We start from the raw sequence: 25,380 nt of genomic DNA on the forward strand, positions 1-25,380 counted from the left end.
TCGCCTTCCCGAAGGCCGGCCGATCCTGACCGTCGCCGAGATGGCGGCGGCCGACCGCGCGGCCATCGCCGCGGGGACGCCCGGGGTCGAGTTGATGGAGCGGGCCGGCGCGGCGGTGGCGGACGCCATCGCGCAGCGGTTCGAGGTTCAGCCGGTCGTCGTCCTGTGCGGGCCGGGTAACAACGGCGGTGACGGCTACGTCGTGGCCCGGCTGCTGAAGCGCCAGGGGTGGCCGGTGGAGGTCCGGGCGCTGGGCGAGCCGGCGACCGCCGACGCGGCGGCGATGGCCGGACGCTGGGACGGGCCGGTCGCGCCGCTGGACGGACGCCTCGCCGAGAACGTGGGCGAGGGCCTCGTGGTCGACGCGCTGTTCGGCGCGGGCCTGGCGCGGCCGCTGGACGGCGTCGCGGCCCAGGCGGCGGCGGCCGTGGCGGGGGCCCCCGAGCGCGTCGTGGCCATCGATACGCCCAGCGGCGTGCCGGGCGATACGGGCCAGCCGGCCGGGCCGGCGTTCTGCGCGGGGCTGACCGTGACGTTCCATGCGCGCAAGCCGGCCCATGTGCTGGAGCCCGGCCGCGACCTCTGCGGCGAGGTGGTTGTGGCCGACATCGGACTCGGGCCGACCCCGTCGTCCACGGTGGAGAACGGCCCCGAGCTGTGGCTGCCGCGCTTTCCCTGGCCGCGCTCGGCCTCGCACAAGCATTCGCGGGGCCGCCTGATCGTCGTGAGCGGCGACGCCTGGAGCACGGGCGCCGCGCGGCTGTCGGCCCGGGCGGGCCTGAGGATCGGGGCGGGCGTGGTCACCCTGTACGCCAATCCCGAGGCGCTGGCGCCCAACGCGGCGCACCTGGAGGCGGTGATGCTGCGGCCGTTCGAGACCGACCTGGAGCTGGAGCAGGCGGCCGACCAGGCGGACGCGGCGATCATCGGGCCGGCGGCGGGGGTCGGCGAGACCACCCTGCTGAACGTGCTGGCCCTGGCGCGGACGGGGGCGGCGCTGGTGATCGACGCCGACGCCATCACCGTCTTCCGCGACGATCCCGAGGAGCTGTTCTCGGTGCTGGACCGCGACGACGTGCTGACGCCGCACCCGGGCGAGTTCGACCGCCTGTTTCCCGGCGTGCTCAAGGCCGCGCCCGAGCGGCTGACGGCGGCCCGGCGGGCGGCCGAGAAGGCTGGGGCGGTGGTGCTGCTCAAGGGGGCCGACACGGTGGTGGCCGCGCCCGACGGCCGCGCGGCGGTGAACGTCAACGGCTCGCCGTGGCTGGCGACCGCCGGTTCGGGCGACGTGCTGGCCGGCTTCATCGGCGGGCTGGTGAGCCAGGGCATGGAGAGCTTCGAGGCCGCCTGCGCGGCCGCCTGGATCCACGCCGAAGCCGCCGAGTCGCACGGGCCCGGGCTGATCTCGGAGGACCTGCCGGGCCTGGCCCCCGGGGTGCTGCGCCGACTGTACGACGAGCGGTGAGGCCTGCCGTTCAACCCTGAACGCGCGTCAGCGCAAGAAAGATTCAACCACGGAAAAACGCGGAAGGACGCGGACTTGCAGCAGGCGCGGCCCCTTCCGCGTTTTCTGTGGTTTTCATCGCGCCTGCGGCGCGCACCAGGTCCCTACGGGAACAGCTCGCCGCTGACGCCCCGGGCCATTTCCTCGAGGATCTCCACGGCCAGCCGGTCGAGCGCCGCGCCCTCGCGGTAGTCGCCGGGGGCGGCCAGGCGCGCGCGGCCGTCGCGCAGCAGCTTGGCGGCGGCGGCCTCGGTGATCGGGCGGGCGGGGTCGTAGACGGCCACCGGATGCCCGCCGTGGTCGGTCATCACCCGCATCACGGGGATGTCGGTGAGCCCGTCGCCGAAGAAGGCGATGCGGCCGAAGGGGACGGGTCGGCGCTGCTCGGCCTGGACTTCGTTGACGCCGTCGGTGTCCCACTCGTCCAGCGTCCACTTGTTGATGCGGAACAGGTACTGGGTCTTGCCGGTGTAGTTGATCGCCAGCGCGATCCCGATGGCGTCGCCGTCGCCGTCGAACATGAACCCCGAGGCGTAGATCCGGTCGAACCACCCGGCGATGGGCGAGCCCTCGATCAGCTCCCGGTTGCCGGACGAGATGATGAAATGGCGCAGGTCGAGGCCCAGGGCGTCGGCGCGCGCGTTCTGGCGGGCGAACCAGTCCTCGACGCCGGGGAACAGGCGCAGGCCGGCGCCGCGGCGCCGCCAGCTCTCCAGGCTCAGCTCCAGGCCCTTCTCGCGGGCCTTGGTCAGCATCAGGTGCATGTAGGCCAGGATGCCGTCGCCGCGCTGCTCGCGGGCGAGGCGCGTGGTCTCGCGCCAGAACTCGGCGTGATCCATCCCCAGCTCGTCGGGGATGAAGGCGTGTTCCTGCATGTTGCCGGGCGCCAGGGTGCCGTCGAAGTCGTAGGCGAAGACGGCGAGGGGACGGCTCATGCCTAGCAGTAGCGCTTGCGGGAGAGGGCGGAAAGGGTCGCCCCGGCCCCGCGACGGGAGGCGGGGGCCGGGGCTGACGGCGACGGATGTCGGGGAACAGGACCGTCGCCGCGTAACTGTCCGTTGGTGTTGGAGATGCTCGGACATGAGAGATACGGGCCGGGCGGGACGGCGGATGCAGGCGTGCGCGCGTGTCAGCCCACCTTTTTGCGGGTCCGCTCCCGCACCGTATCGGCGGCCAGCGCGAGGCCCGCGATCAGCAGCGGGATCAGGAAGAAGAACAGGCGGTAGCCCAGGAAGGCCGCGGCCAGGCCGGCCGGACTTATGCCCCGCAGAAGGGTGGACAGCGTGCCCTCGAAGACGCCCACGCCGCCCGGCACGTGCGAGATCAGGCCGATGGCGACCGAGGGCGCATAGGCGCCGACGAAGGTGAAGTAGCTGACCGCGCCGTCCGGCAGCAGCACCCAGATGATCGCCGCGGCCATGGCGTTGTCCACCGTCCCGATCCCGAGCTGGGTGAACGCCATCTTCAGCGACGGCAGCCGCACGGTGTGGCCGAAGGCGCGGATCGGCCGGTGCAGCACGCCGCAGAGCACGAGGTAGGACGCCACCCCCAGCAGGAGCAGCGCGCCCAGGGAGTCGGCGACCGGCGTGGCGATCCGCGACACGGTGGCGATGTCGTTGCGGCCGGCGAGGATCAGGCTGAAGCCTGCAAGGAACGACAGCCCGACGGTGAAGGTGAAGCTGTTGAACAGCGTGATCGCCGCCACCTGGCGCAGCGGCACGTTGTGCTTGGCGTAGAAGCGCGCCCGCACGGCGCCCGAGACCAGCAGGTTGGCCCCCAGGCTGTGCGACAGCGCACACGCGATAAAGCCGCCGGCGAAGGCCTGGCCGGCCGGGACCTTGGAGCCCACCCAGCGCATGCCCATCCATTCCACCAGGCCCATGAGGGCGAAGCTCAGGGCCGAGAAGAGGATGGCCAGGATCGTGGAGTCCCAGCCCCAGGCGCGGATGGCGGCGGTTACGTCCGACGGCCGGATCTCGTGGAACTCCCGCCACAGGATGTAGGCGGCCGCCGCCAGCAGCAGGAAGGCCAGCAGGTGCCAGGCCAGCCGGCGCAGCATGGGGAAGAAGCGGGAGCCCTGGGTCTCGGGCAGGGCGGCGGCCAGTTCTTCCGCGAGATCGTCGGGCGCTTCGCCCGGCCGGATTTGGGGGTCTTGGGTCAACAAGGTCCTGCCGGGTCCGGGGAATCGCGCCTGTGCGTGGCGCCCGTCATTGGTTCCCGGGTGGAACCGATGCGCAAGGCGCCGGTTTGTTTCGCGTCCCCATTGCGGGGCGGGCGAACATAGGAAGGAGACGGCCATGCGGGAAGACGTGTGGGAATACCGGCCCGATCCGGAGGCCGAAGGGCTGCGCCGGCTGCGGGACCGGGACGATCCCCGGTACGGTCGCGCATCGCGCCGCGACGACTATGGCCAGGCCGACTATTCCGAGCGGTACGGGTACGATCCCCGCACGCGTTCGGGCTACCGCGTCCATGACGACGCGCCGTACGCGGGTCGACCCCCGGAGCGGCGTTATTTGGAGCCGCGCTATGGGGAGCCGCGCCATCCCGGGCCTCGCGACGTCCGGGAGGCCGACGTCGAGCGCCGCCGCAGCCGGCGTGACGGCCCTTCGGACCGGGTGCTTTGGGCCGTGGTCACCGAACGGCTGGACGCCGAGCGCCGACTGGACCTGCGCGACGTGGAGGTCGAGGTGATCGACGGCGAGGTGATCCTCGACGGGACGGTCCGCCACAAGGCCGACAAACGCCGGATCGAGGATGTGGCCGACATCGACGGCGTGCGGAACGTGCAGAACAACCTGCGGGTCCGCGAGCGCGGCCGGTGGACGTTCTTCTGAGCCCGCGGCATCGTCGCGGCGACGCCTTCCGGGGTCCGAACGCATGAGCAAACCCGTCGTGGTCAACATCCCGCACCAGCTCGGCCGCGCCGAGGCGCGCCGGCGCATCGAGGAGGGGCTGGGCGGTCTCACCCGCCAGGTCGGCGCCATCGGGCGGCTGGAGAGCGCCTGGGCGGGCGACGTCCTGAATTTCCAGGCGACGGCGGTGGGGCAGGAGGTTTCCGGCGCCGTGACGGTGGCCGACGACGAGGTGCGGCTGGAGATCCGGCTGCCCGGTCTGCTCGGCCTCCTGGCGGACAAGATCCGCGGCAAGGTCCAGGCCGAGGGACGTGTCCTGCTGGAGGGACCCAAGCGCTCCTGACGCACTACGGCCAAGGCAACCCGGAACCGCTCCGGGCGTTCTTCTCCGGCGACAGACAGGAGGAGCCGACCATGCCCCGCAAACAGACCGAAGAGCAGGCCAAGCGCGCGTTCACCCACGGTTCCAGCGGCGCGACCGCCGACATGGCCAGCGACCCCGACAAGGCGATCGGCGAACACCGCCACATCGAGACCCCGGCGTCCCGGCCCGCCAGGAAGCTGGGCGAAGGCGAGAAGGTGGATCACATGGCCGAGCGCGAAGCGTCGGCCGAGGATCGTCAGGAAGCGCTGCTGGACGAGGCGATCGAGGAGACTTTCCCCGGTTCGGACCCGATCAGCCCCAAGCACATCACCTGAGGAGCGCCTCATAGGCTTCCTGCGCCTCGACCCACTCGAGTTCGGCCGCCTCCAGGGCCTTCTGGGCCGCCTCGCGACGGCGGCCGAGTTCGGTGGCCCTGGCGGGGTCGCTCGTGAAGGTGGCGGGGTCGCTCAGCGCCCGGTCGATGATGGCCACCATCTCGGTCGCCTTGCCCAGCGCGGCCTCGGCCGCTTCGGCGCGGCGCCGGGCGGTTCCGGTCGGGACCCGGGCCTTGGGCGGCGGTGGCGGCGGCGCGACCGGCGCCACAGGTTCGGCCTTGACCTGTGTCGGCGCCCGCGCCGCGGCGCGGGCGCGGTCCAGCACGTAGGCGGCATAGTCCTCCATGTCGCCGTCGAAGGGCTGGATGCCCCCGTCGGCGGCGAGCCACAGGCGGTCGGCCACCAGTTCCATCAGCGAACGGTCGTGGGTGATCAGGATCACCGCGCCCTCGTAGTCGTTCAGCGCGCCCAGCAGGGCGCGGCGCGAGTCGATGTCGAGGTGGTTGGTCGGCTCGTCGAGGATCAGGAGGTGAGGGGCCTCCATCGCCACCAGGTTCAGGAGCAGCCGCGCCCGCTCGCCGCCGGAGAGGTTGGCGACGGTGGTGTCGCACTTCTCGAAGCCGATGCCGTACTGGGCCAGGCGCGAGCGGCGGGACGCCTCGCTGGCCTCGGGCATGACCCGGCGGATGATCTCCAGCGGCGTGTCGTCGGGATCCATCGCCTCGATCTGGTGCTGGTGGAACCAGCCTACCTTGAGGCGCGCGCTGCGGTGGAGCTTACCGGCCTCGGTGGTCAGCGCGCCGGCCACCAGCTTGGCGAACGTCGACTTGCCCGCGCCGTTGACGCCCAGGAGACCGATGCGGTCGTCGATGTCGAGCCGCAGGTTCAGCTTCTTCAGGATCGGGGCGCCGCCGTATCCCACCGCGGCGTCCTCCAGCCGCAGCAGCGGCGGGGCCAGCGGCCGGTCGGGCGAGGGCAGCACGAAGGGGACGACCCGGTCCTCGATCACCGCGGCCACGGGCGGCAGCCGGGCGATCATCTTCAGGCGCGACTGGGCCTGGGTCGCCTTGGACGCCTTGGCGCGGAAGCGGTCCACGAACGACTGGAGATGCGCCCGCTGGGCCTCGATCTTCACCCGCGTCGCCTCCTGGAGACGGAGCTTCTCGGTGAGCTGGAGCTCGAAGCTGTCGTAGCCGCCGGCGTACAGGTTCAGCTTGCCGTCCTTGAGGTGGAGGATGTGGTCCACCGAATTGTTCAGCAGCTCGCGGTCGTGGCTGATGACGATGGCGTTGTGCGGGTACTTCTTGAGCCGCGCCTCCAGCCAGAGGGCGCCTTCCAGGTCGAGATAGTTGGTGGGCTCGTCGAGGAGCAGCAGGTCGGGCTCGGCGAACAGGCTGGCGGCCAGGGCCACGCGCATCCGCCATCCGCCCGAGAATTCCGCCATCGGCCGGGCGAGGTCGGCCTGGCTGAAGCCCAGCCCGGCCAGGATCTCGGCGGCGCGCGAGGGGGCGCGGTCGGCGTCGATCTCGATCAGGCGGGCGTAGATGTCGCCCATCTCCTCGGGCGGCGCGGTCTCCAGGCGCTCCAGGAGGGTGTGACGCTCGACGTCGGCCTCCAGCACGGTGTCGAGCAGGCTGACCGGCGTGGCGGGATGTTCCTGGTCAACCGAGCCGATGCGCGCCTGCCGCGGCACGCCGACCTCGCCCGAGCCCGGCGTGAGCTGGCCCAGGATGACCTTGAACAGGGTGGACTTGCCCACGCCGTTGCGGCCCACGAGGCCGACCTTGGCGTCCTTGGGCAGCGTGACCGTGGCCTGGTCGAAGAAGCGGCGTCCCCAGGCGTCGAGGACAAGATCTTTGATCTGAAGCATGTGAAACCGTCGGCGCGCGTCTAGCAGACGTTGTGCGGTGCGTCATCGCTGCGGGTTGCGTTGGCGCGCGCGATGACGATATAGACCGCGCCGACGCGTGACGGGCCGTGCCCTTCGCGCCACTCCCCATATCCATAAGAGCCCCAGCGGAGCCCATGACCGAACGCACCTTCTCGATCATCAAGCCGGACGCCACGCGGCGCAACCTGACCGGCAAGGTCAATGCGGTGATCGAGGACGCCGGCCTGCGCATCGTGGCCCAGCGCCGCATCCAGATGACCGAGGCCCAGGCGAAGAAGTTCTACGAAGTCCACGCCGAGCGCCCCTTCTATGGCGAACTGGTGGAGTTCATGACCTCGGCCCCCGTCGTGGTGCAGGTCCTGGAAGGCGACAACGCCGTCGCCCGCTACCGCGAAGTGATGGGCGCCACCAACCCGGCCCAGGCGGCCGACGGCACCATCCGCAAGCTGTACGCCGAGAGCGTGGGCGAGAATTCCGTCCACGGTTCGGACAGCCTCGAGAACGCCAAGATCGAGATCGCCCAGTTCTTCACCGACGCGGACATCGTCGGCTGAACCGAGCGGCTTGAGCCGGGCCGCCGGCGCCTGTCGAGCGGCCCACAGTTTTTCCAGCAGCAAACGAGAACATGAGAGAATCCAAGGTCCTGCCTGGCTTCTCCGACCGCCTCGCCGCCCAGGCCGAGGCTCGGAAAGCCCTCCTCGCCAAGTTCAAGCCCAAGCCCGCCGTCCCGGCCGCCGAAGGCGCCTTCGAGACCACCGCCCAGAAGAAGGCCCGGGAGCTCGAAGAAGTGCGCGCCCGGCGCGTCGCCGAGAAGGAAGCCGCCCGCCTCGCCAAGGAGAAGGCCGAGGAAGAGCGCCGCCTGGCTATCGAGAACGACGAAGAGTTGATGCTTCAGCTCAAGCGCGAAGAGCGCAAGGCCCGCAAGGCCGCCGAGAAGGAAGCCGCCCGCGCCAAGCGCGAACTCAAGGCCCAGATGCGCCGCACCGGTTGACGCCGGCGTCCACGGTGTTCGTCGGACAAGTCCGGGCGTGACCGATCCGCCCGGGCCTGCGATGCTGGCCGCTCGTCGGGAGGCCGCCATGACGGAACCGCATCTCATCTACTTTTCGGACCCGATGTGCTCGTGGTGCTACGGGTTTTCGCCGGTCGTCGACCGGATCCGACAGGATTATGGCCGCGCGCTGCCCATCCGGGTCGTCATGGGCGGCCTGCGCCCCGGAACCGAAACCCCGATGACGGACGAGGCCCGGCAGAGCATCGTCGGCCACTGGGTCCATGTGCACGAGGCCACGGGCCTGCCCTTCACCCCTGCGGCGCTGGAGCGTCCCGGCTTCGTCTACGACACCGACCCCGCCGCCCGCGCCGTGGTGGTGGCGCGCCGCCAGGGCGACGAGATCGCCCTCCGCTACCTGGGGGCCGTCCAGCGGGCCTTCTACGCCGAGGGGCGCGACGTCACGGCGGGCGACACCCTGGCCGACCTGGCGGTCGAGTTCGGCCTGGACCGGGACGCCTTCCTGGCCGACTGGGGGGCGGAGGCGAGCCGACAGGAGACCTGGCGCGACTACGCCATCTCGCAGCGCGCCGGGGTGAAGGGCTTTCCGACCCTGGTGGGCGGGCCGAACGACCAGGGCGTCTTCGGCGTCGTCACCCGCGGCTATTCGCCCCCCGAGCAGGTGCTGGCGGTGCTGCGCGACTGGATCGCGGGCATGGCCGCCTGACCGGCCTGCCGGTCCCCGGAAGGGGGGCGGGGGCGGGGCCGCAGCGCCGAGCCGCCTTGCGCATCCCCGCAGGGCACGCGATATCGAAGACGAGCGCGGGCGCAGATCGGCCCGCCCCGAGATCTCAAGAAGGACTTCCGATGCGCGATCCCGTGACCACCGCCCTTGGCCTCGTGCCGATGGTCGTCGAGCAGACGAGCCGGGGCGAGCGCGCCTACGACATCTTCTCCCGCCTCCTGAAGGACCGGATCATCTTCCTGGCCGGCCCGGTCGAGGACGGCATGGCCAGCCTGATCTGCGCCCAGCTCCTTCACCTGGAGGCCGAGAACCCCAAGAAGGAGATCCAGATGTACATCAACTCCCCCGGGGGAGTGGTGACGTCCGGCCTCGCGATCTACGACACCATGCAGTACATCAAGAGCCCGGTGATCACGCTCTGCCTCGGCATGGCGGCCTCGATGGGTTCGTTCCTTCTGATGGCGGGCGAGAAGGGCCAGCGGATCGCGCTGCCCAACAGCCGGATCATGGTGCACCAGCCGTCGGGCGGCTACTCGGGCAAGGCCACCGACATCCAGCGCCACGCCGAGGACATCCTGAAGACCAAGCGCCGGCTGAACGAGATCTACGCCAAGCACACCGGCCAGCCGGTGGAGGTGGTCGAAGAGACCCTGGACCGCGACCACTTCATGACCGCCCACGAGGCCAAGGACTGGGGGCTCGTCGACCACGTGTGGGAAAAGCGCGACGGCGAGGACTGAACCTTCGAGCCTCCGCGCAAGCGGAGGCTCCGTCATTGCAAACCACGGAAAACACAGAAGAACACAGAATCTCAGCTTCGCCTTCTGTGTTCTTCTGTGTTTTCCGTGGTTCCTTGAAATTGGAAATTGCCGCTGCGCGGTGTCGGAAGCTTACGGCCTTCCCTTGAACACCCGGAAGTAGGGCTCCTCGGCGGCGGCCAGCATCTCGGTGTCGCCCGACGTGTCGCCGTAGGCGGCGCGGATGCGCGTCGCCCCGTAGGCCGCCCGGAGGCGGACCACCTTCTCGGCGCCGCGGCAGTTGGGTCCGGCGAAGGCGCCCGTGACCCGCCCGCGGTCGTCGTAGGCGAGGGGGGTGCCCAGGAGGTCGTCGGCGCCCAGGCCCCGGGCGAAGGGCGCCACCACCAGATCGGGCGAGGCGGTGACGATGACCAGCCGCACCCGTTCCTTGCGCCAGCGCTTCCAGGCGCCCACCGCGTCCGGGCGCAGGAGGCTGCGCGAATGCAGTTCGGCGAAGCGGCGGGCGTCCGCCTCCAGCCGATCGCGCGACACGCCGCCGAGGTAGACCCGGGTGGCCGCCGCCTTGATCCGGCCGCGGTCGCGATGGACCAGATAGGCCAGCCCGGCGGGAATCAGCCGCACGCCGCCCATCCACCAGGCCGCCGGCGGCGTGCGCCATTTCAGGAACGCGGTGTAGCTGTCGCGGACCGTCAGCGTGCCGTCGAAGTCGAAGGCGACGATGGGCGGGCCCGAGCTTGCCCCCGAGCCGGCCGTCGCCTCACCATCTTGCGCCATTTCGGGCCGTTTCCCATTTGGTAAGCGGTGACGCACAAGGTCCGCACGCCGCGCCGCACATTGTCGCTCCCGCGAGCGAAGGCTTGTGATCCCGGCGCGGATCGGGGAATGTCAAGACTTGGACAACCCGCGGCGCGTATCCTGCAACGTCAGGGCGCATAGGCCCCGGGGCGAGACCGGCCAGACGACCGGACGATTTCGCCGACAGAGTGAGATGAGACCATGACCAAGGCCGCCAGCGGAGATTCCAAGAGCACCCTGTATTGCTCTTTCTGCGGCAAGAGCCAGCACGAAGTCCGCAAGCTGATCGCGGGCCCGACCGTGTTCATCTGTGATGAATGCGTCGAACTGTGCATGGACATCATCCGCGAAGAGCACAAGATCTCGTTCGTGAAGTCCAAGGACGGCGTTCCGACTCCGAAGGAGATCCGGGAAGTCCTGGACGATTACGTGATCGGACAGGACCACGCCAAGAAGGTCCTCTCGGTCGCGGTCCACAACCACTACAAGCGCCTGAACCACGCGACGAAGAACAACGACGTCGAACTGGGCAAGGCCAACATCCTGCTGATCGGCCCCACCGGCACCGGCAAGACCCTGCTGGCGCAGACGCTGGCCCGAATCATCGACGTGCCGTTCACCGTGGCCGACGCCACGACGCTCACCGAAGCCGGCTACGTCGGCGAGGACGTCGAGAACATCATCCTGAAGCTGCTCCAGGCCGCCGACTACAATGTCGAGCGGGCGCAGCGCGGCATCGTCTACATCGACGAGGTCGACAAGATCAGCCGCAAGTCGGACAACCCCTCCATCACCCGCGACGTGTCGGGCGAGGGCGTCCAGCAGGCGCTGCTCAAGATCATGGAAGGCACCGTCGCCTCGGTGCCGCCCCAGGGCGGGCGCAAGCATCCGCAGCAGGAGTTCCTGCAGGTCGACACCACCAACATCCTGTTCATCTGCGGCGGCGCCTTCGCGGGCCTCGAGAAGATCATCTCGGCGCGCGGCCAGGGCACCAGCGTGGGCTTCGGCGCCAAGGTTTCGGATCCCGACGAGCGCCGTACGGGCGAGATCTTCCGCCAGGTCGAGCCCGACGACCTGCTGCGCTTCGGCCTGATCCCCGAGTTCATCGGCCGCCTGCCGGTGATCGCGACGCTGGACGACCTCGACGACAAGGCCCTGGTGAAGATCCTCACCGAGCCCAAGAACGCGTTCGTGAAGCAGTACGCCCGCCTCTTCGAGATGGAGAACGTGGGCCTCACCTTCACCGATGACGCGCTGATGGCGGTGGCCCGCAAGGCCATCCAGCGCAAGACCGGCGCGCGCGGCCTGCGATCGATCCTGGAAGGCGTGCTGCTCGAGACCATGTACGAGCTACCCACCTACGACGGCGTCGAGGAGGTGGTGGTGAACGCCGAGGTCATCGAGGGCCGGGCGCAGCCGCTGATCATCTACGCCGAGCGTCGGGACAAGGGCGGCGCGGCCTGAGCCAGCTCTGAGCGCGCCCTGGGGCGCGCTCAGGGGCGCCGCCCGGTCGGCTGAGACTCTCGTCTAGCGCGCGTCCTCCGGACCGGACGAGGCGAACAGGGCGTACGCCGCGTCCGACGGGTCGCGGCGGCCGAACGTCCGGCCGATGTCGACCAGCAGCGCCGGAGAGGCCGGGTGGGCTTCGGTCCAGTCGAACACCAGCCGGCGGTGCGCAAACCGCCATTCGCCCTCGCGCCGCTCGACCCGATCGAGGTACCGACCGCCCGCGTGATATTCGAAGGGCGCGTCCCGCGCCGGCTTCGGGAACGCGCCGAGGATCGTTTCGGCGGCGGCCGCGCCGACGAACACCTCCAGACTCCGCGCCGACCCGAGATAGTGGCGAGCCACGACATAGGTCTCGGCGAACGCCCGGTTCCCCTGGAGGGTGACGCGCGAATTGGCCACCAGGTGCATGGTGGAAATGCAGTGTTCGCGCAGGATGGGCAGCACACGATCGCAGAAGGCCATCGCCGGCCGGTCCCCCGCGCCGTGGTCGTCGACGGCGTCGGGCCAGTAGGTGGCGCGCAGGAGCGCGTCGTCGCAGCGATCGACGCCGCGACAGTAGTCGAGGATCAGATCGGCGATCTTCCGGCGATCCTCGAATTCGCCCAGTCGGGCCACAACATCGTCGATCATGGGTTTCACCTGCGGCGGGGGATGGGGCCGGGCCCTGCGGGAACAGCGGTGGCGCCAGGGTTGGGGACGAACACTAGCCGACGTCGTCCAGGCGGCGAGCGGGAAATGGCCGACGGAGAGCTTGCGCCCGAGGGCCCCGAAGGACCCCGGAGGGGCGGGGAGGGGCCATATGAGGGACCCAATGTCGCGCAAGGGTCCTGCCAAGCTTGAAAGCCCAGGGAAACCGTCCACATAAAGCGTCGAGCAAACCGCCGAGGTCCGGCGGACGGGTCGTCCGACTCAGGCGCATCGTCTGGGTGACTGCGATCCGACAGGCGGCGTCGCCAGGCAAGGGGCCCGCCAGGAGTTTAGAGCATCATGTCAGAGAACAAGATTCTGCCGATCCTGCCCTTGCGGGACATCGTGGTCTTTCCTCACCAGCCGGTGCCGCTGTTCGTGGGCCGGGAGAAGTCCGTTCGCGCTCTGGAAGAGGCGATGCGGGCCGAGGGCAAGCAGATCCTTCTGGCCACCCAGAAGGACAAGGACGACGACGATCCGTCGCCGAACGCCATCTATGACGTCGGCGTCGTGGCCACCATCCTCCAGCTCCTGAAGCTGCCCGACGGCACCGTGAAGGTGCTGGTCGAGGGCAAGGCGCGGGCGGGCATCGCCCGCTTCACCGGCCGCGAGGAGTTCTACGAGGCCGAGATCACCATGGTCCAGGAGGACGGCGTCGGCTCGCCCGAGGCCGAGGCCCTGTCGCGCGCGGTGATCGAGCAGTTCGAAAACTATGTGAAGCTGAACAAGAAGGTCCCGCCCGAGGCCCTGGCCGCGATCCCGCAGATCGACAACCCCAGCGAGCTGGCCGACCGCATCGCGGGCCATCTCTCGGTCAAGATCGCCGAGAAGCAGCAGCTCCTCGAGGTCTTCAACGTCGTGAAGCGCCTGGAGAAGGTCTACGCCCTGATGGAGGGTGAGATCTCGGTCATGCAGACCGAGAAGAAGATCCGGAACCGCGTGAAGCGGCAGATGGAGAAGACCCAGCGGGAATACTACCTCAACGAGCAGATGAAGGCGATCCAGCGCGAGCTGGGCGAGCAGGACGACCATCGCGACGAGCTGATCGAGCTGGAGAAGCGGATCAAGAAGACCCGGCTCTCCAAGGAAGCCCGCGCGAAGGCCGAGGCCGAGCTGAAGAAGCTGCGCAACATGAGCCCGATGTCGGCCGAGAGCACGGTCGTGCGGAACTACCTCGACTGGCTGCTCTCGATCCCGTGGGGCAAGTCCAAGCAGAAGCCCATCGATCTGCAGAAGGCCGAGGACATCCTCAACGCGGACCACTATGGCCTGGAGAAGGTCAAGGAGCGGATCCTGGAGTACCTGGCGGTGCAGAGCCGCGTGGGGACCCTGAAGGGCCCGATCCTGTGCCTGGTGGGCCCGCCCGGCGTCGGCAAGACCTCGCTCGGCAAGTCGATCGCCAAGGCCACCAGCCGCGAGTTCGTCCGGGTCTCCCTAGGCGGCGTGCGCGACGAGGCCGAGATCCGCGGTCACCGGCGCACCTACATCGGCTCGATGCCCGGCAAGGTCATCCAGTCGATGAAGAAGGCCAAGACCACCAACGCCTTCTTCCTGCTGGACGAGATCGACAAGATGGGCGCCGACTGGCGCGGCGATCCGTCGTCGGCGCTGCTCGAGGTGCTGGACCCGGCGCAGAACTCGACGTTCGGGGACCACTACCTCGAAGTCGACTACGACCTGTCGCCGGTGATGTTCGTCACCACGGCGAACTCGCTCAACATGCCCCAGCCGCTGCTGGACCGCATGGAGATCATCCGCATCCCCGGCTACACCGAGGACGAGAAGGTCGAGATCGCCAAGCGGCACATCCTGCCCAAGCTCACCAAGGACCACGGGCTGAAGCCCGAGGAGTTCGTGGTGCCCGAGGACAGCATCCGCGGCCTGATCCGCTACTACACGCGGGAGGCCGGGGTCCGGAACCTGGAGCGTGAACTGGGCAATCTGGCGCGCAAGACGGTCCGCGACCTGATGCGTGAGAAGCTGATCTCGATCACCGTCGACGAGGCGCGGCTGGAGAAGTACGCGGGCGTCAAGAAGTACCGCTACGGCGAGACCGACAAGGAGGATGCGGTCGGCATCATCACCGGCCTGGCCTACACCGACTTCGGCGGCGACATCCTGACGATCGAGGCCGTCAAGATGCCGGGCAAGGGTCGCATGACCGTGACCGGCAACCTGAAGGACGTGATGAAGGAGTCCATCTCGGCCGCGAACAGCTATGTCCGCGCCCGGGCGACGAAGTTCGGCATCGAGCCGCCGATCTTCGAGCGTACGGACGTCCACATTCACGTGCCGGACGGCGCCACGCCCAAGGACGGTCCGTCCGCCGGCGCGGCCATGGCCACGGCCATCGTCTCGGTGCTGACGGGCATCCCGATCCGGGCCGACATCGCCATGACCGGCGAAGTCACGCTGAGGGGCCGGGTGACGGCCATCGGCGGTCTGAAGGAGAAGCTGCTCGCAGCGCTGCGTTCGGGCGTGAAGACGGTGCTGATCCCGGAGGAGAACGAGAAGGATCTGGCCGACATCCCGGACAACGTGAAGTCGGAACTGGAGATCATCCCGGTCAACACGATGGACGAGGTGCTGGCGCGGGCGCTCACCCGCGCGCCGGTCGCGATCGAGTGGAAGGAAGTCGAGCCGGTGGCCGTGGCCGCCGACAGCGAAGACCCCGCCGACGCGATGGGCCTGCACTAGTTCGAAGGCCGGGTATCCCCGGGCGGCTTTCGCCCCGGGTGATCACATTCCTGAGTGAAGGGCGGCGCGGGAGGAACTCCCGCGCCGCCGCCGTTTGACGGCCCGGCGTTGTCATGCGTCAATTCGCGTAAGGCGCAGGTGGGCGGTGGCCCAAGACTCACCGCGTCAGACAACGAGAATTGGGCTGGGAGAAAACGCAGATGACCAAGGCCGAACTGGTCTCGGCGATCGCTGACAAGGCGGGTCTCAACAAGGCGCAGGCCAAGGACGCGCTCGACGCGTTCATCGCTTCCGTCTCGACCACCTTGAAGGCCGGCGACGAGGTCCGCCTCGTGGGTTTCGGAAGCTTCGTGCCCGTCCAGCGGGCCGCCGGCACGGCGCGCAATCCGCGCACCGGCGAGAAGGTGACGCGCCCCGCGACTCAGACCTGCCGCTTTCGCGTGGGCGATGCGCTCAAGACCACCCTGAACAGCTGACGCGACGGATACGAGGAGAGAGGGCGGCCGCCGAACGCGGCCGCTCTTTTCGTTCGGGCGCGTCCGTCGGCCCCACGGGCGAGGCGGCGGCGAAACGACGGGCGCGATAGAACCGGCTTCCGCTTTCGTCCGGACTGGGCTAAGGACCACGCTTCTTCGGGGAGTAGCCGTCCGCAGGACAGCGGAGCCCGCGTCAACAGACTTGCCGACGTCCTTCGGGGCCGAAGCATGGCGCGAGCGGCGGGCCTTCAGGGGCCTGGATTGGCGAGACCGGCGATGCGGCCTCACTAGCCCACGGGCGCGGCGGAGGTCTCGTGTCGTCGTGTCGAAACGCCGCGTCCCCGTGAGTGTGCACCTTGGAAGCCTTCCTCGTCTCCACCGGCCTCGTGGCCGTCGCCGAAATCGGCGACAAGACCCAACTCCTGGCCCTGATGCTGGCCGCCCGGTTCCGGCGACCGGTCCCCATCATCCTGGGGATTCTCGTCGCAACCATTCTGAACCACGCCGCGGCCGCCTCGCTCGGCTACTTCATCGCCCGGTGGCTCTCGGGCCCGGCCTTCCAGATCGCCATCGGCGTGGGCTTCATCCTCATGGCCGCCTGGGCGCTGATCCCCGACAAGGACGACGAGGCGGCGGCCAACCGGTCGGCGGGCGGCGTCTTCCTGACCACGCTGGTCGCCTTCTTCCTGGTCGAGATCGGCGACAAGACCCAGATCGCGACCACGCTGCTGGCGGCCCGGTTCAACGAGATCTTCCTGGTCACCCTGGGCACCACCTTCGGGATGATGCTGGCCAACATCCCGGCCGTTCTGGTGGGTGAGGCGGCCACCAAGGTCGTGCCGCTGAAGTTCGTCCGCATCGCGGCGGCCGTCGTCTTCGCGCTCATCGGCGTGGGCGTCCTCGTCGCCGCCTTCCTCAAGTCGGGGTTTTCCTTCTAAGGTCCGCCGCGAACAGGGATTCCCATGACCTCAGCGACCGTCGACCGGAACGATACGGCCTTTCTCGGCCACCCGAAGGGGCTGGGCTACCTCGCCTTCACCGAGGCCTGGGAGCGCTTCTCCTACTACGGGATGCAGTCGCTGCTGGTCCTCTACATGTCGAAGACCCTGCTCTTCGCGCCGCATGTGGAGCAGATCGTCGGCTACGAGGCCTTCCACGGCTTCATCCAGGCGGTGTACCGGCCGGGACCGTCGCCCCAGGCGGTCGCCTCGGCGATCTTCGGCCTCTACACCAGCCTGGTCTATCTGACCCCGATCCTGGGCGGCCTGCTGGCCGACCGGGTGCTGGGGCGGACGCGGACGATCACGCTCGGCGCGCTGCTGATGGCGTCGGGTCACTTCCTGATGGCCTTCGACGCCACCTTCCTCCTGGCGCTGCTCTGCCTCGTGCTGGGGACGGGCTGCTTCAAGGGCAACATCGCGGGGCAGGTGGGGGCGCTCTACGGCGAGAAGGACCTCCGCCGGGCCGACGCCTTTCAGATATTCTACCTGGGCATCAACGCCGGGGTGATCGCCGCGCCGCTGGTGGCGGGCACCCTGGGCGAGAAGGTGGGCTGGCACTGGGGCTTCGGCGCCGCCGGCGTCGGCATGCTGATCTCGCTGGCGATCTACCTGCTCGCGCGCCGCCACCTGCCGCCCGATCCCCCCCTGAGGCGGACGGCGGGCGCGCCGCGCCCGCGGTTGGGGCCGTCGGAATGGCGGACGGTCGCCGTCCTGGTGCTGCTGCTGCCGGTGCTGACCTCGGCGGTGCTGATCAACCAGCAGATCTTCAACGCCTACCTCGTCTGGGCCGACCGTGGCGTCGACCTGAGCCTGGGCGGCGAGCGGCTGCCCACCACCTGGCTCATCACCCTGGACAGCTCGGTCTCGGTGACCTTCCTGTTCGCGATGGTGGTGTTCTGGCGCCTGTGGGCCAAGCGGTTCCCCGAACCGGACGAGATGGGCAAGCTGACCATCGGCGCCTTCGTCGCCGTCTCGGGCGCCGCCTGCCTGGCCGTGGGCGCGATCACCGCCGAGGCGGCGGGAACCCAGGTCAGCCTGTGGTGGTGCGTCGCCTTCCACGTGCTCAACAGCATCGCCTTCGCCAACATGATGCCGGTGTCGCTGGCGCTCTACGCCCGCGCCGCGCCGGCGGCGATCGGGGGCACGATCATCGGGGTCTACTACCTGCACCTCGTGGCCGGGAATCAGATCGTGGGCATCCTGGGGACCTGGCTCGAACGCATGCCGGCCAGCCAGTTCTGGCTGATCCACACGGGCATCGCCGCAGGCGCGGCCGTGCTTCTGCTGCTGGTGGGCCGGGTCTTCGCCGCCTGGCTCAGCCCCGAGGCGGTCGGCGCGCGGACGAACGGAGCGGGGGCCTGATCGGAAGGTGTTGGTGGGCGGCGAGGGATTCGAACCCCCGACCCCCTCGGTGTAAACGAGGTGCTCTAACCAGCTGAGCTAGCCGCCCGGGCGGTCCTTACTAGTGAATGACGCCCCGGAGTTCCAGGGTGTGGCGGGAGGTTCTGTCGATGCGTCGCCGCGCGCTGGGGAAGACCGGCCTCGAAGTCTCCGAGCTGGGCTTCGGCTGTGCGAGCTGGTGGGGCAAGCCGCGGTTTCCCGAGCGCGAGGCCCTGGAACTGGTCCACGAGGCCATCGACCGGGGCGTGACCCTGTTCGACACCGGCGCCAGCTATTCGGCCGGCGAGGCCGAACCCCGGCTGGGCCGGGCGTTGAAGGGGCGCGACACGTCCGGCCTGGTGATCGCCACCAAGGCCGGCACCTTCCACGCGGGCGGCGGCCGCATCGGGCGCGACATGCGGCCGGCCGCCATCGCCGCCAGCGCCGAGCGCAGCCTGAAGCGCCTCGGCCTGGAGAGCCTGGGCCTTCTGCAGCTGCACGGCCCCTCGGTGGGGGAACTGGACGCGGAGATGCTGCGCACGCTGGAGGACCTGAAGGCCCGCGGGGTGGCCCGCGCGGTGGGGCTGAACAGCTTCGATCCCGACGTGATCGCCCACGCTGCCGGTCTGCCGCAGATCGACGTGGTGATGGTGGACTACAACGTCCTGCGGCCCGAGCGCCGGCCGCTGATCGCCCGGGCGGCGGCGGCGGGGAAGGGGGTCCTGGCGGGGATGCCTCTGGCGATGGGCCACACCCGGCCGCTGCTGTCGCGCCTCAAGGGGCCGCAGGACCTCTGGTACGCCGCCCGCGGCCTGGCCCGCCATCGCGGCGAACTGGCGCGCGGTCGCGCTTTCCGCTTCCTCCACGACCTGCCGGACATGACCGGCAGCCAGGCGGCCCTGGCCTATGTGCTGGACGATCCCGGCGTCAGCGCGGCCGTGTTCGGCGCCACGCGGCCGGCGCATCTGCGCGAGAACCTGGCGGCGTCGGGGATGACGCTGTCCCAAACCCTGCGCGACCGCATCCGCGCGGCCCAGGGGTGATCGGGCCGGGGGCCGACGGCTGACGCGACGTGAGTCTTCCGCCCGCCGCCGCGCGGGGGCATTCTGGCGAGACGGAACAACGAGAACCAGAAACACGACAGACTAGGGCAGGATCGACATGGCCGACGCTTCGCTCGACATCGAGGAGATCCTGAAGGACGCGCACCTTCCGGCCCTGCTCACCGCGCTGGTCCACATGACCGGCGACGCCGGCTGGCTGCGCAGCGAATGGACGCCCGTCTACAATCCGCTCTCGCGCGGCGACACGGGCATCCCCGACGAGGAACAGGCCAGGATCCGCAAGCTGGCCGCCGAGGCGATCCGCGCGCACCTGGACGGCAAGCCGCTGGCCATGCCCGGCCCCGACGTCGCCACCCTGCGCCGCCAGATGGACTTCGTGGCCGGCGCGCCGATCCCCGAACAGTACGTGGACTTCCTGCTCGACGAACTGACCCTGAACGGCCGGTCCAGCAAGGACCCGCAGTTCGAGCAGCCCGCGCTCAAGGCGGCGGCGCGCAAGCTCAAGGTGCTGGTGGTGGGCGCCGGCATGTCGGGCCTCCTGACCGGGATCCGCCTCACCCAGGCCGGCGTCCCGTTCGAGATCGTGGACAAGAACGCCGACGTGGGCGGCACCTGGTTCGAGAACACCTATCCCGGCTGCCGGGTCGACAACTCGAACCACATGTACAGCTACTCGTTCGAGCCCAACCACTTCTGGCCCCAGCACTTCTCGCCCCAGCCGGTGCTGCTGGAGTATTTCCGCGGCATCGCCGCCAAGTACGACCTCAAGAAACACATCCGCTTCGAGACGCTGGTCGAGACCCTGGCCTGGGACGAGGGCCGCAGCGTCTGGCGCGCCACGCTGAAGGGCAAGGACGGCAAGACCGAGGTGGTCGAGGCGACGGCGGTGGTCACTGCGGTCGGCCAGCTCAACCGGCCCCGCTATCCCGAGATCGACGGTCTGGGCAGCTTCGAGGGACCCGCCTTCCATTCGGCCGAGTGGCGCCACGACGTGGACCTGAAGGGCAAGCGGGTGGGCGTGATCGGGACGGGCGCCTCGGCCTACCAGTTCGTCCCCGAGATCGCGCCGGACGTGGCCAGCCTGACGGTCTTCCAGCGCTCGCCGCCCTGGGGCCTGCCGGTGCCGCACTACCACGAGGACGTGCCCGAGGGGATGAAGTGGACGCTGGAGCACGTGCCCTACTTCGACAAGTGGTACCGCTTCTGGCTGTTCTGGATGACCACCGAGGGCTTCCTGCCGATGGTGAAGTCCGACCCGAACTGGAACGGCGGCCCCGACGCGGTCGGCCCCGAGAACGCCATGCTGCGCGAGATGGCCACCCAGTCGCTTCAGGCGCAGATCGCCGACCGTCCCGACCTGGCCGGCAAGGTGATCCCCCAGTACCCGATCGGCGGAAAGCGCTCGGTGCTGGACAACGGGGTCTGGCTGGCGGCCCTCAAGCGGCCGAACGTGTCGCTGGTGACCGACAAGACCGTGCGCATCACCCCAAAGGGCGTCGTCACCGCCGACGGGACCGAGCACGAATTCGACGTGCTGATCTACGGCACAGGCTTCCAGGCCTCGAACTTCCTGTCGTTCCTCAAGATCAAGGGCCGTGGGGGGCAGGACCTGCACGAGAGCTGGGGCGGCGACGCGCGCGCCTACCTGGGCATGACGCACCCGGGCTTCCCGAACCTGTTCACGATCTACGGGCCCAACACCAACATCGTGGTCAACGGCTCGATCATCTTCTTCTCGGAGTGCTCGGTCCGCTACATCGTGGGCTGCCTGAAGCTGCTGGCCGAGACGGGGGCTGTGGCGCTGGAGCCGAAGCAGGCCGTCTACGACGACTTCAACCGCCGGGTGGACGAGGCCAACGCCGGCTGGGCCTGGGGCGCGCCCAACGTCTCCTCCTGGTACAAGAACAGCTTCGGCCGGGTCAGCCAGAACTGGCCCTTCGGCCTGATCGACTACTGGAAGGCCACGCTGGCGCCGAACCCCGACGACTTCGTGCTGGCGCGGGCGCCCGAACCCGTAAGCCAGGCCAGCAGCTAAGCTAGGCCAGCAGGGCCAGCAGGGCGAACGAGGCCAGCCAGTGCTCGCCCATGTAGTCGCCCGCCACGTGGGGCAGGGCGGCGGCGAGATGGCGCTCGGCCGTCGCCGCCATGACGTCCTGTGCGGGATGGTCGGCCGGCAGGGCCGCGGCGATGGTGCGCCAGCACCAGGCGCGGGACAGGTTCAGGCCGTCCAGGTGAGCGATCTTGCCGTCGGTGCGGTCGGTCGGCGCGACGGGCGCAAACAGGCTGGCCGGGCGGCGTTCGCCGACCTCGGGCAGGAAGGCGTCGAACCACGGCCGGAAGTCGTCCGCCGCGCCGAGCCGGGCCATGCAGGCGGCCTCCATCAGCGTCGGCGACAGGAAGTCGTCCAGCGACGGCTCCCAGGCCTGGGCGGCGCGGTCCTGGCCGTACCAGGCGCGGGCGCGGGCCTCGAACAGCGGCAGCAATCCGGCGTCGCCCACGGCGTCGGCGTAGTCGGCCGCCAGGGTCAGGGCGAAGGCGGTCGAACTGTGGACGCCCGTGCGTATCGGGAAGATCGCCAGCGGCAGGAAATCCCGGAACCTCTGCGCGAAGGCGTCGGCGAGGGGCTGGTGGGTGGCCGCCCAGGGCGCATCGTGGGCCAGTAGCTCGGCCTGGAGCTTCAGCAGCCAGCCCCAGCCGTAGGGCCGCTCGAACCCCCGCGACGAGGGCCGCGCCAGATAAGCGGCCTCGGCGGCGACCTTGTCCGGGGTGAAGGCGTCGCCGAACAGGGCGCGGATGGCCGCCGCCTCGGGGATGTCGGGATGCCGACGCAGCACCGTCGCCAGCGTCCAGTAGCCGTGGACGCACGAGTGCCAGTCGAAGCTGCCGAAATAGACGGGGTGCAGGTCGCGCGGCCCCCGCACATCGGCCCGGCCGTCGAGCACGTGATCCATCTTGTTGGGATATTCGCGCGCCACATGGCCCAGGGCGATGCGGGCGAAGCGCGAGGCGACGTCCGCCGTCAGTCCGGGGTGCGAGGGCATGCGACAGGATCCTACCGCCGTCCGCCGGGGGCAAGGCCGCGCGGCCTTAGCGCCCCGCCAGCCACGCGTCGGCGAGGGTCAGGAAGCCGTCCACCGGGATCACCTCGGCCCGCGCCTGCGGATCGAGGCCCGCCGCTCGGACGAGGTCCTCGCCCGCCAGGCCGTCGCCGGGCAGGGACTTCAGGCTGGCGCGGAGCATCTTGCGGCGCTGGCCGAAGGCGGCGGCGGTGACGCGTTGCAGCGCGTCCAGGCGTTCCGGCGAGGGCCGGTCGGGCCGGGGCTCCAGCCGCACGACCGCCGAATCGACCTTGGGCGGCGGGGTGAAGGCGCGGGCCGGGGCGTCCAGCACGCGCTCGGCGCGGCAGGTGGCCTGGGCCAGCACGCCGAGGCGGCCATACGCGCGCTCGCCGGGGCCCTCGGTGATGCGGTCGGCCACCTCGCGCTGGAACATCAGCGTCAGCGAGGCCGGGGTCCAGGGGCCGGTGAGCCACTTGATGAGCAGCGGCGTGCCCACGTTGTAGGGCAGGTTCGAGACCACGTGCGCCGGCGCGCCCGCCGCGATTGCGGCCTCGTCGGCGGCCAGGGCGTCGCCGAAGACCAGCGCCAGCCGGTCGCACGCCTGGGCTACCTCGCCGAGAAGGGGCTGGAACCGCTGGTCCTTCTCGATGGAGGTGACGCGCGCGCCGGTCTCCAGCAGGGCGCGGGTGAGGCCGCCGGGACCGGGGCCGACCTCGATCACGTGGTCGCCGTCGCCCACCTGGGCCAGCCGGGCGATCTTGCGGGTGACGTTGAGGTCGAGGAGGAAGTGCTGGCCGAAGGACTTCTTCGCCCAGAGCCCGTGCGCTTCCAGCGCCGCGCGCAGGGTCGGCAGGCCGTCCAGGCTCACCGCCGGCGCCCGGCGATCTCGGCGGCCAGGCGGATGGCGGCGATCAGGCTGTCGGGCCGGGCGATCCCGCGGCCGGCGATGTCGAAGGCGGTGCCGTGATCGGGCGACGTCCGCACGATGGGCAGGCCCAGGGTCACGTTCACGCCCCCCCAGAAGTCCAGCATCTTCACAGGGATCAGCGCCTGGTCGTGATAGAGGCAGACGGCCGCGTCGTAGGTGGCGCGCACCTCGGCGGGAAACAGGCTGTCGGCGGGGTAGGGACCCCGGGCGTCGACGCCCAGGTCCCGGAGCGCCCGGACGGCGGGCGTCACGACGCGGGTCTCCTCCTGGCCGATGGTCCCGCTCTCGCCGGCGTGGGGGTTGAGGCCCGCCACCGCGATCCGCGGCGCGGCGATGCCGAAGTCCCGCCGCATGGCCTGGGCCGTGACGAGGCCGGTGTTGACGATCCCCTCGATGGTCAGCGCGGCCGGAACCTTCGCCAGCGGCTCGTGGACGGTGACCAGCGTGGTCCTCAGGTCTCCGGCGGTCAGCATCATCACCGGCCCCCGCGCCCCGTCGTGCCGGGTGGCGGCCGTCAGCTCGCCGAGGAATTCGGTGTGGCCGGGAAACCGGAAGCCCGCCGCATAGAGCGGGGCCTTGGCGATGGGCGCGGTGACCACGCCGCCTGCGGTCCCCGAGAGGGCCAGGCCGACGGCGGTTTCGATCCAGCGGATCACCGCGTCGGCGGCGCCGGGGTCGGGCTTGCCCGCCACCACCGGCGCCCGCAGGGGAATGTCCAGGACCGGCAGGGCCTCGGGAAAGGCCGCGGCGGCTTCGTCGGGCCCCGAGATGGCCTGCACAGGCGCGCCGCCGCCCGGCGCCGAGGCGAGAGCCTGGGCGTCGCCGACGACGAAGAACGGGACCGCCTCGTTGCGCAGCGCCCGCCAGGCCTTGACGACGATCTCGGGGCCGATCCCGGCGGGGTCGCCGAGGCTCAGGGCCAGTGTGTGGGCCAGGGGCTGGACGGGCGGACGGGGCGTCACCGCGTCTCGATGGTGGCCGAGTTGCGCAGGTCTCGCATGTATCGGCGGGCGATCATGCCGAGCTGCTGGCTGAACAGCCGCTGTTCGACCTGTTCCTTGTCGATCGCCCCGGCGCCGGCCGCGCGCTTTCCGCAGACGGCGATGAGGTGCATGCCCGCGGCGGTGCGGATCGGGTCCGACACCTGGCCGATGTCGAGCTTTTCGGCCGCTTCGCGGAACTGCGGCGCCAGGTCGTCCAGTTCGGCTTCGCCCAGGTCGCCGGCCACCACGCCCTGGGCCTGGGCGGCGGTGGCCTCCAGGGTGGCGCAATCCCGGATCTGGGGCTTGAGCGCGGCCAGCTTGCTGCGGGCCGCGGCCTCGTCGTCGGCGCTGGCGCCCTGGGGCAGGGCCACGGCCGCCTGCTTGAGGTTGACCAGGGTGGCGCTGCCGCCGGCGCGCTTGTCGCGGAGATAGAGGATGTAGACGCCGTCCCGCACCGCGATCGGCTGCGAGAGCTGTCCGGGGCGCATCTGCTCCAGCACGGCCTCGACCTCGGGCGGCATCTCGCCCGCGCTGACCCAGCCCGCGTCGCCGCCCGTCGCGGCCGTGGGCAGGGCCGAGAACTGCCGGGCGACGGCCGGGAAGGGGGCGCCCTGTTGCATCTGCGTGACGAGCTGTTGGGCCCCGGCCATGGCCTGCTGCATGCCGCCTACGCGGCTGGCGTCGATCAGGACCTCGCCGATCTGGTACTGAGGCTTGGCGGCCTCGGCGGCGAACCGCGCCTGGGTGGCCGCGATCTGGTCGTCGCCGATGCGCAGGCGGCTGCCGTACCGGCCCCGGATCCACCGCTGCCAGCTCATGCTGGCGCGGATCTGCTGGCGCAGCGTGTCCACGCCGATGCCGCGCGACGCCAGGAAGCCGAGGAACTGTTCCCGGCTCATGTTGTTCTGCTGGGCCATGTCGGCGATCTCTTCGTCGACCTCGGCGTTGTCGGCGAGAATCTCGATCTTCTGCTCGCGCTCGACCCGGCGCAGTTCCTGGAACTGGAGCTGCTCGTCCACCAGCGAGACCAGCGCTTCGCGTTGGAACTGCGGCAGGTTCTCCTGGGTCGGCTGGACGCCCGACGTCGCGATCAGCAGGCGCATGCGCTGAGCGAGATCGTAGGTCGAGATGATGGCGTCGTTGACGACGGCCGCGACCGATTCAGACAGGCCGGTGGGCGCCGCCGGCGCCGCCGGCGCCGCCGGCGCCTCGCCCGCCGCCGCCTGGCCCGGGGTCTGGCCCGCAGGCTGGGCCGAGGCCTGGTGAGGCGCGGCGAGGAGCGCGCAGGCGATCAGTACGCCGAACGCCGGCGATCCCGACAAACTCCGCTTCATGGGCGAATGGTTTCCTTCACGGGC

24 protein-coding genes and 1 tRNA gene are annotated in these 25,380 nt (G+C 70.2%); 15 read left to right on the top strand and 10 right to left on the bottom strand.

The features are described 5' to 3' along the window. Positions 1-40 precede the first annotated feature (40 nt). Positions 41-1,465: an NAD(P)H-hydrate dehydratase gene (locus ABS78_RS19055; RefSeq protein WP_293383226.1), complete on the top strand. Its 1,425-nt coding sequence runs from the start codon at positions 41-43 to the stop codon at positions 1,463-1,465. Positions 1,466-1,608: 143 nt separating this feature from the next. On the opposite strand, the gene ABS78_RS19060 is transcribed toward ABS78_RS19055, so the two are convergent. Further along, positions 1,609-2,439, bottom strand: coding sequence for an HAD family hydrolase (locus ABS78_RS19060; protein ID WP_293383112.1), 831 nt, complete (start codon positions 2,437-2,439; stop codon positions 1,609-1,611). A 194-nt stretch (positions 2,440-2,633) separates the two neighbouring features. Next, positions 2,634-3,665: a lysylphosphatidylglycerol synthase domain-containing protein gene (locus tag ABS78_RS19065; protein WP_293383114.1), complete on the bottom strand. Its 1,032-nt coding sequence runs from the start codon at positions 3,663-3,665 to the stop codon at positions 2,634-2,636. Positions 3,666-3,801: 136 nt separating this feature from the next. Between ABS78_RS19065 and ABS78_RS19070 the strand changes: the two genes are divergently transcribed. The 3 genes from ABS78_RS19070 to ABS78_RS19080 all read left to right on the top strand — a co-directional run bounded on the left by ABS78_RS19070 (position 3,802) and on the right by ABS78_RS19080 (position 5,058). Then, the gene (locus ABS78_RS19070) at positions 3,802-4,341 is read left to right on the top strand and encodes a BON domain-containing protein (RefSeq protein WP_293383117.1); all 540 of its coding nucleotides are present in this window, start codon (positions 3,802-3,804) and stop codon (positions 4,339-4,341) included. Positions 4,342-4,384: 43 nt separating this feature from the next. Continuing rightward, complete coding sequence (locus ABS78_RS19075) at positions 4,385-4,702, top strand: polyhydroxyalkanoic acid system family protein (protein WP_293383120.1); 318 nt, start codon at positions 4,385-4,387, stop codon at positions 4,700-4,702. A 71-nt stretch (positions 4,703-4,773) separates the two neighbouring features. Beyond that, positions 4,774-5,058 carry a hypothetical protein gene (locus ABS78_RS19080; protein ID WP_293383123.1) on the top strand — a complete coding sequence of 95 codons (285 nt, stop codon included), beginning with the start codon at positions 4,774-4,776 and terminating at the stop codon, positions 5,056-5,058. On the opposite strand, the gene ABS78_RS19085 is transcribed toward ABS78_RS19080, so the two are convergent. Beyond that, the gene (locus ABS78_RS19085; RefSeq protein WP_293383126.1) at positions 5,051-6,928 is read right to left on the bottom strand and encodes an ABC-F family ATP-binding cassette domain-containing protein; all 1,878 of its coding nucleotides are present in this window, start codon (positions 6,926-6,928) and stop codon (positions 5,051-5,053) included. The two genes, ABS78_RS19080 and ABS78_RS19085, sit on opposite strands and share 8 nt — an antisense overlap. Positions 6,929-7,083: 155 nt before the next feature. Between ABS78_RS19085 and ndk the strand changes: the two genes are divergently transcribed. From ndk to ABS78_RS19105, 4 genes are all read left to right on the top strand, one after another. Continuing rightward, a complete protein-coding gene (gene ndk, locus ABS78_RS19090) occupies positions 7,084-7,503 on the top strand; it encodes a nucleoside-diphosphate kinase (protein WP_293383129.1) in 420 nt (139 codons plus the stop codon). Between the two features lie 71 nt (positions 7,504-7,574). Continuing rightward, a complete protein-coding gene (locus ABS78_RS19095) occupies positions 7,575-7,940 on the top strand; it encodes a DUF6481 family protein (RefSeq protein ID WP_293383132.1) in 366 nt (121 codons plus the stop codon). Positions 7,941-8,028: 88 nt separating this feature from the next. Further along, positions 8,029-8,667 (top strand): DsbA family protein, encoded by a 639-nt coding sequence (locus ABS78_RS19100; RefSeq protein ID WP_293383135.1) that lies wholly within the window; start codon positions 8,029-8,031, stop codon positions 8,665-8,667. A 140-nt stretch (positions 8,668-8,807) separates the two neighbouring features. After that, positions 8,808-9,425, top strand: coding sequence for an ATP-dependent Clp protease proteolytic subunit (locus tag ABS78_RS19105; RefSeq protein ID WP_293383138.1), 618 nt, complete (start codon positions 8,808-8,810; stop codon positions 9,423-9,425). A gap of 150 nt (positions 9,426-9,575) precedes the next feature. Here ABS78_RS19105 and ABS78_RS19110 read toward each other — a convergent pair whose 3' ends face one another. Next, entirely contained in the window at positions 9,576-10,217 is a 642-nt protein-coding gene (locus ABS78_RS19110) for an HAD-IB family hydrolase (protein ID WP_293383141.1), read from the bottom strand. Positions 10,218-10,439: 222 nt separating this feature from the next. On the opposite strand from ABS78_RS19110, the gene clpX reads away from it, so the two are divergent. Further along, positions 10,440-11,702: an ATP-dependent Clp protease ATP-binding subunit ClpX gene (gene clpX, locus ABS78_RS19115; protein WP_293383144.1), complete on the top strand. Its 1,263-nt coding sequence runs from the start codon at positions 10,440-10,442 to the stop codon at positions 11,700-11,702. 63 nt (positions 11,703-11,765) lie between these two features. Here the strand turns inward: clpX and ABS78_RS19120 are convergent, their stop codons facing one another. Continuing rightward, complete coding sequence (locus ABS78_RS19120) at positions 11,766-12,377, bottom strand: nuclear transport factor 2 family protein (RefSeq protein WP_293383146.1); 612 nt, start codon at positions 12,375-12,377, stop codon at positions 11,766-11,768. A gap of 357 nt (positions 12,378-12,734) precedes the next feature. On the opposite strand from ABS78_RS19120, the gene lon reads away from it, so the two are divergent. The 4 genes from lon to ABS78_RS19140 all read left to right on the top strand — a co-directional run bounded on the left by lon (position 12,735) and on the right by ABS78_RS19140 (position 17,970). Next, positions 12,735-15,131, top strand: a complete 2,397-nt coding sequence (gene lon / locus ABS78_RS19125; protein ID WP_293383149.1) for an endopeptidase La — start codon at positions 12,735-12,737, stop codon at positions 15,129-15,131. Positions 15,132-15,331: 200 nt separating this feature from the next. Then, a complete protein-coding gene (locus ABS78_RS19130) occupies positions 15,332-15,607 on the top strand; it encodes an HU family DNA-binding protein (RefSeq protein ID WP_293383152.1) in 276 nt (91 codons plus the stop codon). A 356-nt stretch (positions 15,608-15,963) separates the two neighbouring features. Continuing rightward, complete coding sequence (locus tag ABS78_RS19135; RefSeq protein WP_293383155.1) at positions 15,964-16,545, top strand: TMEM165/GDT1 family protein; 582 nt, start codon at positions 15,964-15,966, stop codon at positions 16,543-16,545. 24 nt (positions 16,546-16,569) lie between these two features. Further along, the gene (locus ABS78_RS19140) at positions 16,570-17,970 is read left to right on the top strand and encodes a peptide MFS transporter (RefSeq protein WP_293383158.1); all 1,401 of its coding nucleotides are present in this window, start codon (positions 16,570-16,572) and stop codon (positions 17,968-17,970) included. 11 nt (positions 17,971-17,981) lie between these two features. On the opposite strand, the gene ABS78_RS19145 is transcribed toward ABS78_RS19140, so the two are convergent. Further along, positions 17,982-18,058: transfer RNA gene (locus ABS78_RS19145), tRNA-Val, on the bottom strand. Positions 18,059-18,119: 61 nt separating this feature from the next. Between ABS78_RS19145 and ABS78_RS19150 the strand changes: the two genes are divergently transcribed. After that, positions 18,120-19,031, top strand: a complete 912-nt coding sequence (locus tag ABS78_RS19150) for an aldo/keto reductase (protein ID WP_293383161.1) — start codon at positions 18,120-18,122, stop codon at positions 19,029-19,031. Between the two features lie 118 nt (positions 19,032-19,149). Next, on the top strand, positions 19,150-21,087 hold the full coding sequence (locus ABS78_RS19155) for an NAD(P)/FAD-dependent oxidoreductase (protein ID WP_293383164.1): 1,938 nt from the start codon (positions 19,150-19,152) through the stop codon (positions 21,085-21,087). Position 21,088: 1 nt separating this feature from the next. On the opposite strand, the gene ABS78_RS19160 is transcribed toward ABS78_RS19155, so the two are convergent. Genes ABS78_RS19160 through ABS78_RS19175 form a run of 4 tightly spaced genes read right to left on the bottom strand, consistent with a single transcriptional unit; the run spans position 21,089 to position 25,356 of the window. Continuing rightward, entirely contained in the window at positions 21,089-22,093 is a 1,005-nt protein-coding gene (locus tag ABS78_RS19160; RefSeq protein WP_293383166.1) for a DUF2891 domain-containing protein, read from the bottom strand. Between the two features lie 46 nt (positions 22,094-22,139). Next, on the bottom strand, positions 22,140-22,979 hold the full coding sequence (gene rsmA / locus ABS78_RS19165) for a 16S rRNA (adenine(1518)-N(6)/adenine(1519)-N(6))-dimethyltransferase RsmA (RefSeq protein ID WP_293383169.1): 840 nt from the start codon (positions 22,977-22,979) through the stop codon (positions 22,140-22,142). After that, positions 22,976-23,974, bottom strand: a complete 999-nt coding sequence (gene pdxA, locus ABS78_RS19170; protein ID WP_293383229.1) for a 4-hydroxythreonine-4-phosphate dehydrogenase PdxA — start codon at positions 23,972-23,974, stop codon at positions 22,976-22,978. Before pdxA ends, rsmA begins: the two co-directional genes overlap by 4 nt. 23 nt (positions 23,975-23,997) lie before the next feature. Next, positions 23,998-25,356: a peptidylprolyl isomerase gene (locus ABS78_RS19175; RefSeq protein WP_293383172.1), complete on the bottom strand. Its 1,359-nt coding sequence runs from the start codon at positions 25,354-25,356 to the stop codon at positions 23,998-24,000. Positions 25,357-25,380: the final 24 nt, after the last annotated feature.

It is taken from the genome of Phenylobacterium sp. SCN 70-31 (assembly GCF_001724605.1).
Taxonomy (GTDB): domain Bacteria; phylum Pseudomonadota; class Alphaproteobacteria; order Caulobacterales; family Caulobacteraceae; genus Phenylobacterium.

Coding starts and splice junctions, on each gene's coding strand:
- ABS78_RS19120 (WP_293383146.1), bottom strand. CDS start 12,377: ATGATCGACGATGTTGTGGCCCGACTGGGCGAATTCGAGGATCGCCGG.
- ABS78_RS19140 (WP_293383158.1), top strand. CDS start 16,570: ATGACCTCAGCGACCGTCGACCGGAACGATACGGCCTTTCTCGGCCAC.
- ABS78_RS19075 (WP_293383120.1), top strand. CDS start 4,385: ATGAGCAAACCCGTCGTGGTCAACATCCCGCACCAGCTCGGCCGCGCC.
- ABS78_RS19100 (WP_293383135.1), top strand. CDS start 8,029: ATGACGGAACCGCATCTCATCTACTTTTCGGACCCGATGTGCTCGTGG.
- ABS78_RS19070 (WP_293383117.1), top strand. CDS start 3,802: ATGCGGGAAGACGTGTGGGAATACCGGCCCGATCCGGAGGCCGAAGGG.
- ABS78_RS19055 (WP_293383226.1), top strand. CDS start 41: ATGGCGGCGGCCGACCGCGCGGCCATCGCCGCGGGGACGCCCGGGGTC.
- ABS78_RS19160 (WP_293383166.1), bottom strand. CDS start 22,093: ATGCCCTCGCACCCCGGACTGACGGCGGACGTCGCCTCGCGCTTCGCC.
- ABS78_RS19150 (WP_293383161.1), top strand. CDS start 18,120: ATGCGTCGCCGCGCGCTGGGGAAGACCGGCCTCGAAGTCTCCGAGCTG.
- ABS78_RS19060 (WP_293383112.1), bottom strand. CDS start 2,439: ATGAGCCGTCCCCTCGCCGTCTTCGCCTACGACTTCGACGGCACCCTG.
- ABS78_RS19080 (WP_293383123.1), top strand. CDS start 4,774: ATGCCCCGCAAACAGACCGAAGAGCAGGCCAAGCGCGCGTTCACCCAC.
- ndk (WP_293383129.1), top strand. CDS start 7,084: ATGACCGAACGCACCTTCTCGATCATCAAGCCGGACGCCACGCGGCGC.
- ABS78_RS19105 (WP_293383138.1), top strand. CDS start 8,808: ATGCGCGATCCCGTGACCACCGCCCTTGGCCTCGTGCCGATGGTCGTC.
- lon (WP_293383149.1), top strand. CDS start 12,735: ATGTCAGAGAACAAGATTCTGCCGATCCTGCCCTTGCGGGACATCGTG.
- ABS78_RS19155 (WP_293383164.1), top strand. CDS start 19,150: ATGGCCGACGCTTCGCTCGACATCGAGGAGATCCTGAAGGACGCGCAC.
- ABS78_RS19110 (WP_293383141.1), bottom strand. CDS start 10,217: ATGGCGCAAGATGGTGAGGCGACGGCCGGCTCGGGGGCAAGCTCGGGC.
- clpX (WP_293383144.1), top strand. CDS start 10,440: ATGACCAAGGCCGCCAGCGGAGATTCCAAGAGCACCCTGTATTGCTCT.
- ABS78_RS19085 (WP_293383126.1), bottom strand. CDS start 6,928: ATGCTTCAGATCAAAGATCTTGTCCTCGACGCCTGGGGACGCCGCTTC.
- ABS78_RS19130 (WP_293383152.1), top strand. CDS start 15,332: ATGACCAAGGCCGAACTGGTCTCGGCGATCGCTGACAAGGCGGGTCTC.
- ABS78_RS19175 (WP_293383172.1), bottom strand. CDS start 25,356: ATGAAGCGGAGTTTGTCGGGATCGCCGGCGTTCGGCGTACTGATCGCC.
- ABS78_RS19095 (WP_293383132.1), top strand. CDS start 7,575: ATGAGAGAATCCAAGGTCCTGCCTGGCTTCTCCGACCGCCTCGCCGCC.